The sequence below is a fragment of the Amycolatopsis sp. CA-126428 genome (assembly GCF_002904335.1).
Lineage (GTDB): Bacteria > Actinomycetota > Actinomycetes > Mycobacteriales > Pseudonocardiaceae > Amycolatopsis.
In genome coordinates, this window is record NZ_PPHF01000081.1 from 42,201 (window position 1) to 52,863 (window position 10,663).

The 10,663-nt window shown below is 71.1% G+C and carries 9 protein-coding genes; 4 read left to right on the forward strand and 5 right to left on the reverse strand.

Features of this window, described 5'->3' with window-relative positions; translation table 11 throughout:
- Window positions 1-71: 71 nt before the first annotated feature.
- The 4 genes from edd to C2L58_RS22395 all read left to right on the forward strand — a co-directional run bounded on the left by edd (window position 72) and on the right by C2L58_RS22395 (window position 6,084).
- Window positions 72-2,024 (forward strand): phosphogluconate dehydratase, encoded by a 1,953-nt coding sequence (gene edd / locus C2L58_RS22380; protein WP_103339571.1) that lies wholly within the window; start codon window positions 72-74, stop codon window positions 2,022-2,024.
- On the forward strand, window positions 2,021-2,626 hold the full coding sequence (gene eda / locus C2L58_RS22385) for a bifunctional 4-hydroxy-2-oxoglutarate aldolase/2-dehydro-3-deoxy-phosphogluconate aldolase (RefSeq protein WP_103339572.1): 606 nt from the start codon (window positions 2,021-2,023) through the stop codon (window positions 2,624-2,626). Before edd ends, eda begins: the two co-directional genes overlap by 4 nt.
- 214 nt (window positions 2,627-2,840) lie before the next feature.
- Window positions 2,841-4,808, forward strand: a complete 1,968-nt coding sequence (locus tag C2L58_RS22390) for a PEP/pyruvate-binding domain-containing protein (RefSeq protein WP_103339573.1) — start codon at window positions 2,841-2,843, stop codon at window positions 4,806-4,808.
- Window positions 4,809-4,830: 22 nt separating this feature from the next.
- Entirely contained in the window at window positions 4,831-6,084 is a 1,254-nt protein-coding gene (locus C2L58_RS22395; protein WP_103339574.1) for an MFS transporter, read from the forward strand.
- 12 nt (window positions 6,085-6,096) lie between these two features.
- Here the strand turns inward: C2L58_RS22395 and C2L58_RS22400 are convergent, their stop codons facing one another.
- From C2L58_RS22400 to C2L58_RS22420, 5 genes are all read right to left on the reverse strand, one after another.
- On the reverse strand, window positions 6,097-6,312 hold the full coding sequence (locus C2L58_RS22400) for a hypothetical protein (protein ID WP_103339575.1): 216 nt from the start codon (window positions 6,310-6,312) through the stop codon (window positions 6,097-6,099).
- Window positions 6,312-6,839, reverse strand: coding sequence for a regulatory protein RecX (locus tag C2L58_RS22405; RefSeq protein WP_103339576.1), 528 nt, complete (start codon window positions 6,837-6,839; stop codon window positions 6,312-6,314). Before C2L58_RS22405 ends, C2L58_RS22400 begins: the two co-directional genes overlap by 1 nt.
- Window positions 6,840-7,147: 308 nt before the next feature.
- Complete coding sequence (recA, locus tag C2L58_RS22410; protein ID WP_103339577.1) at window positions 7,148-8,191, reverse strand: recombinase RecA; 1,044 nt, start codon at window positions 8,189-8,191, stop codon at window positions 7,148-7,150.
- A gap of 237 nt (window positions 8,192-8,428) precedes the next feature.
- Window positions 8,429-8,623, reverse strand: a complete 195-nt coding sequence (locus C2L58_RS22415; RefSeq protein ID WP_103339609.1) for a DUF3046 domain-containing protein — start codon at window positions 8,621-8,623, stop codon at window positions 8,429-8,431.
- A 45-nt stretch (window positions 8,624-8,668) separates the two neighbouring features.
- A complete protein-coding gene (locus C2L58_RS22420) occupies window positions 8,669-10,507 on the reverse strand; it encodes an Hsp70 family protein (RefSeq protein ID WP_103339578.1) in 1,839 nt (612 codons plus the stop codon).
- Window positions 10,508-10,663 lie beyond the last annotated feature (156 nt).

A 10,663-nucleotide genomic window follows, 5' to 3' on the forward strand; every position in this document is an offset into this window, starting at 1 on the left:
AGGGTCACGACCCTGAGGCGTCAGCGCTGCCGTCCCGCGGACCACCCCACCCCAGTGATCCGGAGCCGGACATGAGCCCGACCCCATCGTTGCACCCCGTCATCGCCGAAGTCACCGCCCGTATCGCCGCGCGCAGCGCCGCCACGCGCACGGCCTACCTCGACCGCACGGCCGCCTCGTACGCCGAAGGCCCGGTCCGCCGCGGCCTCGCGTGCAGCAACCTCGCCCACGGTTTCGCCGCGATGGACGGCGTCGACAAAGAAGCGCTGCGGGCCGCGCGCGCCCCCGGTGTCGCGATCGTGTCGTCCTACAACGACATGCTGTCGGCGCACCAGCCGATGCAGGAGTACCCGGCGTGGCTGAAGAAGTCCGTGCGCTCCGCCGGCGGCGTCGCCCAGTTCGCCGGCGGCGTCCCGGCCATGTGCGACGGCATCACGCAGGGCCGCGCGGGCATGGAGCTGTCGCTGTTCAGCCGTGAGGTCATCGCGATGTCGACGGCGATCGCGCTGTCGCACGACATGTTCGACGCCGCGCTGCTGCTCGGGGTGTGCGACAAGATCGTCCCCGGCCTGCTGATCGGTGCCCTGTCGTTCGGGCACCTCCCGGCACTGCTGGTCCCCGCCGGCCCGATGAACTCCGGGCTGCCGAACAAGGAGAAGGCACGCGTCCGGCAGCTCTATGCCGAGGGCCTGGCGACCCGCGAAGACCTCCTCGACGCCGAAGCGGCGTCGTACCACTCGGCCGGCACCTGCACCTTCTACGGCACCGCCAACTCCAACCAGATGGTCGTCGAGGTGATGGGCCTGCACCTGCCCGGCGCCAGCTTCGTCCAGCCGGGTTCTTCGTTGCGCCGCGCGCTGACCGAAGAGGCCGGCCGGCGGATCGTCGCCGTTTCGCGCGGCGAGGAGTACACGCCGGTCGCGCGGATCCTCGACGAGAAGGCGTTCGTCAACGGCGTCATCGCGCTGCTGGCCACGGGCGGGTCGACCAACCACACGATGCACCTGGTCGCGATCGCCGCGGCCGCGGGCATCCAGCTGACCTGGGACGACTTCTCCGACCTCTCGGCCGTCGTGCCGCTGCTGGCGCGGGTCTACCCGAACGGCAGCGCCGATATCAACCACTTCCACGCCGCCGGCGGCATCCAGTTCCTGGTCGGCACGCTGCTCGACGCGGGGCTGCTGCACGAAGACGTCCACACGGTGGCCGGGTTCGGGCTGCACCGCTACCGCGCCGAGCCGATCCTGTCCGACGGCGAGCTGGTCTGGCGGGACGTGCCCACGCGCAGCCTCGACGAAGAGGTGCTGCGCCCGGCGTGGCGCCCCTTCGCCGCGGACGGCGGCCTGCGGATGGTCGCGGGCAACCTCGGCCGCGCGGTGGTCAAGGTGTCCGCGGTGGCGCCCGAGCACCGCGTGGTGCAGGCACCGGCCCGGGTGTTCACCACGCAGGAGGGCTTCACGGCCGCGTTCGAGGCCGGCGAGCTGAACCGCGACGTCGTCGTGGTGATCCGCCAGCAGGGTCCGCGGGCCAACGGCATGCCGGAGCTGCACGGCCTGACGCCGGCGCTGGGCGTGCTGATGGACCGCGGGCACGCGGTGGCACTGCTCACCGACGGCCGGATGTCGGGTGCGTCGGGCAAGATCCCGGCCGCGATCCAGGTGACGCCGGAGGCGGCCGCGGGCGGCCTGATCGCCCGCGTCGCGGACGGCGACGTCATCCGGCTCGACGCTTCCGCGGGCTCGCTCGACGTGCTGGTCGGTGACGAAGAACTCGCCCGGCGTGAGCTTGTGGACTCGCCGCCGTCCGAAGCATCCTGGACCGGCACCGGCCGAGAGCTGTTCGCCGCGTTGCGCCGTGCCGTCGGCCCCGCCGACCAGGGCGCATCCGTGTTCGGCGGCTTGACTCCGGAGCACCTTGGCGTCCTTTCGGGGGTCCAGGGGGGCTTGCCCCCCGGCCGGGGTCCGGGGCTTGGCCCCGGAGAACACCGAACGCCCGCTTTCGCAACCCAGGAGGTCGGTCAGTGACCACCGGTCAGGACCTGCTCGAGCTGTCCCCCGTGATGCCCGTCGTGGTGATCGACGACGCCGACGACGCGGTGCCCACGGCCCGGGCCCTGCTCGCCGGCGGGATCGGGGTCATCGAGCTGACCCTGCGCACGCGAGCGGCGTTGCCGGCGATCGAGCGCGTCGCCGCCGAGGTGCCGGACATCGTCATCGGCGCGGGCACCGTCGTCTCGCCGGACCAGGCGAAGCAGGCGGCCGACGCGGGCGCGCAGTTCCTCGTGACGCCGGGCTGCACGGACGCCGTCGTCGACGCGTGCTTCGACTCCGGGCTGCCGTTCCTGCCCGGCGCGAGCACGGTGTCCGAAGCGATGCGGCTGGCCGAACGCGGCCTGTCGGCGCTGAAGTTCTTCCCGGCGGAGGCGTCCGGCGGCGTCGCGTACCTGAAGTCGATCGCGGGTCCGTTGCCGTCGCTGAAGTTCTGCCCGACCGGCGGGATCACCGTGGCGTCAGCGCCGTCGTACCTGGCGCTGCCGAACGTCGGCTGCATCGGCGGCTCGTGGCTGACGGCCTCGCTCGACGTCGCGACGATCGAGAAGCTGGCCGCGGAGGCGGCCGCGCTGTAGCGGAGATCACTCCGCGTCGTTCCCGCACTCGAACGGCGGAATACGCGTCCGCATTCCGGGAGCACCGTTCCCACGCGCTGGAACGGTGCTCCGAGCGGGTGAGGCGCCGGTCATGGAAACCGGCGCCGTCCCGCTGAATGGCCCATCCGCCGCGCTGGTGGGTTATTTACCCGCCTGTTATCGTTCCTCCTCGCTATTCCAGCGAGGAGAATCCGTGTCCCTGACCAGCGTGGTCGCGCCCAGTCCTGCCCCCGAGACCGTTGCCGCACTCGTCGGCGAACGCCTTTCGGTGTCCGCACTTCACCAGCTCGGCGGCACTCTCGGCGGCTATTCCTTCGTCAAGGTCGTGGTCGACCGCGAGCAGGCGAAGATCCACTTTCTGAATCACGCGCGGCATTCCTTTCATGCGATCTATATCGGCGAAGAGATCCTCGGCGTCGGAGAAGAACGCGTGCGCGCCGAGATCGACTCGTACAACGAGGCCTTCTACCACGCGCCGGACCGCCGGTTCCTCCTCGGCATTCTCGCGCTGCACCCGCAGATGCTTTCGCTGGAGACGGTCGAGGTCGACACCATGCCGGCCGGGCTGATCCGCGAGTTCCACGCCTTCGTCGCGCAGTACACCGACCCGGCGCTGCCGCTGCTGTTCAAGCCGGCCAACCAGCTGCAGGAGCGGATCGTCCGGGAGATCCCGGCGAGCGAGCTGCCGCGCGTCTTCGCGCACGAGCTGTTCTCCACGGCGCCGTTCGTGCCGCTGAACCCGGGCACGGCCACCGGGCGGCTGCGCGCGTTCCGCACCGAGGCCGAGTACCGGGCCGCCACGCTGGACTGGACCGACATCATCGTGATGGACCGCGTGCCCGACGACATCCCGCGGCTGGCGGGGATCGTCAACACGCGGCACACGACGCCGTTGTCGCACACCAACGTCCTCGCCACCGGCTGGCAGATCCCGAACGCCGTCCAGCTCGGCGCCCTGGCCGAGATCGAACGCCGCGGGCTCGACGGGAAGTGGGTCGAGTACACAGTGGACGCCCAGGCGCTGTCCCTGCGGGAGGTCGACGAGCCGGCCGGCGCGGCGCCGCCGGCCTGGTACGCCCAGCGCGTCACCCTGGAGCAGCCGGAGGCCGACCACAGCCCGATCGTGAACCTCGCCCGGCTGCGTGCGTCCGACCGCCACCGCTACGGCACCAAAGCGGCCAACCTCGGCGAGCTGCACCACGTGCTGGCCCACGGGTCTCAGCGGCTGCTCGGCTTCTACCAGGTGCCGCGGCCGCCGCGGGACAACCTGCTCCCGTACCTCGCCCGGCTGCTGGACGTTCCCGCGGACGCCGACCTTTCGGCCGCGGCCCGCCGGCTGCTCGACGAGCACGTCCGCGTGCCGCGCGGCATCGCCCTGCCGTTCTCGCTGCAACGGCGGTTCCTGGAGTCGTCGCCGCGCATCCAGCAGGCCGTCGGGAAGCTGAAGATGGCCTTGGAGCTGGACGCCCGCGAGATCGAGCCGCTGTGCGTCGAGCTGCAGGGCCTGATCCGGTCGGCGCGCCTGCCGGGAGCGCTCGCCGGCGAAATCGACTCCGCGCTCGTGTCGCAGCTGGCCGGCGTGCGCGCGTTCGTCGTGCGCAGTTCGTCGAACGCCGAAGACCTCGCCGGGTTCTCGGCCGCCGGGATCTACGAGTCGCACAACCACGTCACCACGGCCGAGCGGATCTTCGCCAGCGTCAAGGAGGTCTGGGCGTCGCTGGTTTCCGTGCGCAGCGTCCGGCTGCGGCAGCAGGCCGGGATCTCCCTCGACGAGTGCTACATGGGCGTCGTGATCCAGGAGCAGGTCGGGGCGGACTTCGGCGGGGTGCTGGTGACGACGAACCCGATGAACCGCGCGGACTTCCGCACGGTGTACGTCAACGTGTCCCCTCGCGTGACGGACGTCGTCGACGGTTCGGCGCTGCCGATGCAGTACCTGTATTCGACGGTCGAGGGCGGCGGCCGCACGCTGTCCCTGGGCGACGCGCCCGCGGACCTCGACTCGCGGGCGCACGACCAGCTGCAGCGGCTGGCGATCGCCGGCCGCCTGCTGCAGGGCCACTTCTCGCCCGATTACACCTTCGACTCACCGGTGGACGTCGAGTGGCTCGCCGACGGCGAGCACCTCCACCTCGTGCAGCTGCGCCCCTATCCGGCCTGACCTTCCCGGGAGATACACGATCATGCTGGGCCTTCGCCTGCCCGCGCAACCCGCCGTTCAGCGCGCCGTCCGGCTGACCTACGGGTTCCAGTTCTTCTTCGGCCTGCTGCTGTGGGTGCCGATCTTCTACTCGTACCAGAAGCTCGCCGGGCTCTCCGACGGCGAGATCTTCGGCATCCAGAGCATCTACTACATCGTGTTCTGCCTGCTCGAGATCCCGACGGGGATGATCGCCGACCGCTTCGACTACCGCACCTCGCTGGCGGCGGGCGCCGGCGTGCTGGTGGCCGCGAACCTGGTGCCGGTGCTCTCGGGTTCGTACGCGGGTTTCCTCGTGCACTTCATCCTGATCGCCCTCGCCCGCTCGCTGGTGTCCGGGGCGCAGAGTGCGTACCTGTACGAGTACCTGCACGCTTCCGGCGCCGGGGAGCACTACCTCCGCGTGGAGGGTGTCGGCCGCGCGTACAGCCTGGTCGGCAAGATCGTGTTCTGGCCGGTGATCGGGCTGCTGATGTCCTGGAGCCTCCCCTCTCCGTATTGGCTGACGGCGATCAACGCGGGCATCGCGCTGGTCTTCGCGGGCAAGCTCCCGCCGATCCCCGGTGGCCGCCGCGTGACCGGCAAGACGGCCTCGCTGCTCGCGGGAGTCGGCGGCGCGCTGTCGGCGCTGCGTTCGTCCCGGTGGCTGGTGCTGCTGATGGTGCAGGGTGTCGCGATGTTCACGCTGGTGCGGATCTGCCAGGTGAACCTGTTCCAGCCGATCCTGGAGTCGAAGGCGCTCTCGGTGAACTGGTTCGGCGCGGTCCTGGCCGCGATGACGGTCTTCGAGGCACTGGGCGCGGCCCGCCCCCACCGGCTCCGCCGGGCGATCGGCCCGGTGGGTTCGGTGTTCACGCTGACGATCGTGATGGCGGTGTGCCTCGGGGTGATCGTGTTCGTCGGCACTTTCCCGGCGGTGGTGTTGTTGTGCGTGTTCGCGGTGGCGACGGGGATCGCGTTCCCGGTCCAGAAGCAGCTGCTGAACGACTCCATCCCGGATTCCCGCTACCGGGCCACCCTCCTGTCCATGGAGTCCATTGTGGACCGGGCGGTGTGCGCGCTGGTCGCGGTGGCGCTGGGCGCGTACCTGGCGGCCGGGCAGCTGAACGAGTTCCTGGTGCTGACGGCCGTGGTGACGTGCGTCGCGATGGGGTTGCTCGCGGTGCTGCTGCTGGCGGTCCGCAAGCACCGCTCGGACCGCCGCCGCCCGGTCCGGCGGGAGACGGTCTCGGCGTGACGTCCGGACCCGTTACCGCCGGCGCGGCTCCCGGTGGAAGTACACCGTCATGTGCAGGTCGTCTTCGCCCCCGGTGACTTCGCTGCCGAAGACGACGTCCTGCACCTGGACGTCGCCGAGTTCGTCGAGGGTGTCGGCGACCCGGCGCAGCAGAGCCCCCACGTCCCCCTGGCCCGGGCCTGCCGGGTTGCTCCGCGAGAAGTGTTCGACGGGCCAGCTGTCCGCCATCAGTCGATGACGGCGTCGTCGAGCAGGGTGGACTCCGCGCCGTACTCGCGGAGTTCCTCCCTGATCACGGTGTAGGCGAGGCCTTGCGGGTAGCCCTTGCGCGCGAGGAAGCCGAGCAGCCGCCGCAGGGCGGTCTGTTCGTCGACGTTGCCGAGCGAGCCGAGGCGTTTGCGGACCAGTTCCCTGGCCATTTGTTCTTCGGACTCGCGGTCGACCTCGCCGGCCGCTTGCGCGGCGACCTCGCCGTCGACGCCCTTGCGCCGCAGCTCGGCCACGAGCGCGGTGCGGGACAGGCCCTGGGTGGTGTGGCGGGACTTCACCCACAGCTCGGCGAACTCCGCGTCGTTGACCAGCCCCGCCCGGTCGAGCTTGCCGAGCAGGGTTTCGCTGGTCTCCTCGTCGAACCCCTTGCGGCGCAACGCCTGCCGGAGCTCCTCCTGAGTGCGCGCACGCACGGCCAGAAGATCGAAGCAGATCTCCTTGGCCTTCTTGTACCGCTCCTCCGGAGGCAGCTCGGCCGGCGGCACTTTGGGCGCCCTAGCCACCTGGATCACTCCTCGTTCTCACGACACCACTGCCCGATCACACAGCCCCAGCCGGGGCCCGCACAGCCCCAGCCCGCACGCCACCCCAAGCCGCACTCCGCCAAGACCGCACGTCACCCCCACGCCAAGGTCCGGGTCACCACCCAAGGCGACCACGGCGGGGGTCCAGGGGGCTCGCCCCCTGGCGGGGGTCCGGGGGTTCGACCCCCGGAGAACACGGCGGAGGGATAGCGGCGAGCGCACTCCGCGAGCACACCTCACCCAATCCCGCAGCCCCTCTCCCCCGGCTCTTAGAAGTCGACCGGCGCCGGGACGGCCTCGACTGCCGCGTCGAGCTGCGGGCCGATGCCGAGCTTCTCCTTGATCCGCTTCTCGATCTCGTTGGCGATGTCCGGGTTGTCGCGCATGAACTTCCGCGCGTTCTCCTTGCCCTGGCCGAGCTGGTCGCCCTCGTAGGTGTACCAGGCACCGGACTTGCGCAGGATGCCCTGGTCGACCCCCATGTCGATGAGCGAACCCTCGCGGGAGATGCCGTGGCCGTACAGGATGTCGAACTCGGCCTGCTTGAAGGGCGGGGCCATCTTGTTCTTGACGACCTTGACGCGGGTGCGGTTGCCGACCGCCTCGCCGCCGTCCTTCATCGTCTCGATGCGGCGCACGTCCAGGCGGACCGACGCGTAGAACTTCAGCGCCTTGCCACCGGTGGTGGTCTCCGGGGAGCCGAACATGACGCCGATCTTCTCGCGCAGCTGGTTGATGAAGATCGCGGTGGTGCCGGAGTTGTTCATCGCACCGGTCATCTTGCGCAGCGCCTGGCTCATCAGCCGGGCCTGGAGGCCGACGTGCGAGTCACCCATCTCGCCCTCGATCTCGGCGCGGGGCACGAGCGCGGCCACGGAGTCGATGACCAGGATGTCGAGCGCGCCGGAGCGGACCAGCATGTCCGCGATCTCCAGGGCCTGCTCACCGGTGTCCGGCTGGGAGACGAGCAGCGCGTCGGTGTCGACGCCGAGCTTCTTGGCGTAGTCGGGGTCCAGCGCGTGCTCCGCGTCGATGAACGCCGCGATGCCGCCGTTGCGCTGCGCGTTCGCCACCGCGTGCAGGGCGACCGTGGTCTTACCGGAGGATTCCGGCCCGTAGACCTCGATGACCCGGCCGCGGGGCAGGCCGCCGATGCCGAGGGCGACGTCGAGGGCGATCGAACCGGTGGGGATCACGGCGATGGGCGGCCGGGTGTCCTCGCCCAGGCGCATGACCGAGCCCTTGCCGTACTGCTTGTCGATCTGCGCGAGCGCGAGCTCGAGCGCCTTGTCCTTGTCGGGTGCTGCAGGCATGGAAAGTCCACCTCGCTGGTCTGAGCCCCGTCGAGGGCTCTCTGTGTCGGTTCTTCAGCTGTCCGGTCCGACGCTAGCGGCGGGGACCGACAATTCCAGGCGCGGCGCCCAATCTGTGGATCGCTGGACCCGATGTGGACAACACCATAGACGAACACCTGTTCGAGGTCGGCAGCGACACACCCTTGCGGTAGGGTTTTCGCCCGCCCGGGTCAGGCCCGGGCGCATCCGCGCAGGTCAGCGCCTTTCGGCCGGGACGTCGAAGGCGTTGCAGACCTCGCGCCAGATCTCCTTGGCCGGAATTCCGGCGGTCAGCGCCTGGTCGACGGTGCGGCCGCCGAGCCCGCTCAGGACGTGGTCGCTGGCCAGCACCTGGGCCCGCCCGGGACCGAACTCGTCGGCCATCAGCCGCCGGAAAACCGTGATCCGCATCGGACCCACTCTAACCGGCGGGCGCGAACGGCCCGTTCGCGCCGTCTACCGGCCCGGCTGGACGCTCGCCTCGAAGTAGTCGGCCAGCGTGCCGGGCGTGGTCGCGGCCGCCTGGTCACTCGTGTTCAGCTGGTAGATGAACCCGGCCAGCGGCCGGTCCGCGACCGTGAACACGAGCACCGCCGACGTCTTCCCCGCGGCCGACGCGTAGTGCCCCTTGAGCCCGTTGCCGCCCCAGTCGGCCTCGGTGCGGTCGCCGCCCGCCGAGGCGAGCAGGCCCTCGGTGTACTGCTTGAGGGCGTCGGCGCTGTCGCCGTGGACGTAGGTCACCTGCGTGCCGGCCCGGCCCGGCGCGGAGCAGGTCGAGGCGGCCCCCAGGCTCTGCGCCGGCGCCGCCGGGCCGTTGCCCATGCCCGGCTTGCAGTCCCCGGTGTCGGCGATCTTCCCGGCGAGCTGGCGCAGGCACCCCGTGAAGCCCTTGTCGTCCGCCTGCCCCGGCGTCTTGCACTGGTCCGCCGTGTAGGTCGTCACCGAGGACGACGACGTGAGGAACACCGTCAGGCCCACCGCGAGCGCCACGACGACCGCGGCCGCGATCCCGATCAGCAGCTTCTTCTTCCCGCCGGGCTTCGGCTCGGCCTTGTCGGGCGCGGGCGAGTACGCCGGGAAGTTCGACGGCACCGGCTGCGGGCCGCTCGGCGGGAAGTTCGACGGCGCGTAACCCGGGTACTGCGGCGGCGGCGCGTACTGCGGGCGGCGCGGCGGCGCACCCGCGGCCACCGCCCCTTCGACGTTCTGGGTGCGCACGGACGATCCGTCGCGGGCCACATGCTGCGCGCCGAGCGCGACGGCGGTCTCCGGCTGGTCGAGGCTGGCGGGCACGACACCGAGCTTCTCCGCGATCATCGCGCCGACCAGCGGCAGCCGGCTCGACCCGCCGACGAGGTAGATGCCGGCCAGCCGGTCCGGGGTCAGCCCGGACGACCGCAGCGTCCGCGACAGCAGCTCGACGCTGCGCAGCATCGCCGGCCGGACCAGGCCTTCCAGCTCGCCGCGGGTGACGAGGACGTCCTTGAACGGCTCGGGCATCGGCACCTCGGTCTGCGGGTGCCGCGACAGCGCCTCCTTGGCCGCCTTGACGTCCTCCTGCAGCGCGCGCCGGGTGCGCCGGTCGGCGGTGGACTCCGGGCGCAGCAGGCGCTGCCAGCGCTGCGGGTCGGAGTGCGAGACCTCGCGTCCGACGTGCACCATCAGCGCCTGGTCGACGTCGAGGCCGCCGAGGTCGGGCAGGCCGTCCTCGGCGAGCACGGTGAACCCGTTCTGCGTGGCGCCGACGACCGCGACGTCGAAGGTGCCCGCGCCGAGGTCGTAGACGGCGAGGGCCTGGCCGGGCGCGAGCGACTTGCCGGGGAACGACGCGAAGTGCGCCGCGGCGGCGACCGGCTCGGGCACCAGCAGGATGTTCGGGCCCATCCCCGCGAGCCGGGCGGCGGCCATCAGCACGGTGCGGCGCGGCTGCCCCCACTGCGCGGGGTGGGTCAGCCGGACCTCGTCGGGCTGCTCGCCGCCGAGCTGGCGAGAGGTTTCCTCGAGCACGCGGCGCAGGATGGCGGCCAGCGCGTCGGTGACCGGGACGACGTCGGTGCCGAGCAGCAGGGTCTGCTCGTCGATGCGGCGCTTGGGGTTCGGTTCGAAGCGGGTCGGGTCGAGCCGGGCGCGGCGCTCGGCGTCGCGGCCGACCATGATCGTGCCCTCTTCGGTGGCGAACACCGCCGAAGGCATGTTGGCCGAGCCGTCCACCTCGACGACCCGGGGCGGCCTCCCGTGCGCCGAAAGCACGGCGACGGTGTTGGACGTCCCGAGGTCCACGGACAGGATCCGCACAGCACTCCCCTTCGCGAAAAACACGCCACGACGGCGCCCGCGTGATGCTGCCATGCGCGCGGTCACCGTGCGTGCGGACCCGGGAAAGTCACTGCTCCTTGACGTGGGCGCCGATCAAGGTGCACGATAGTTGCACAGTTCAGTCAACTCGACTGC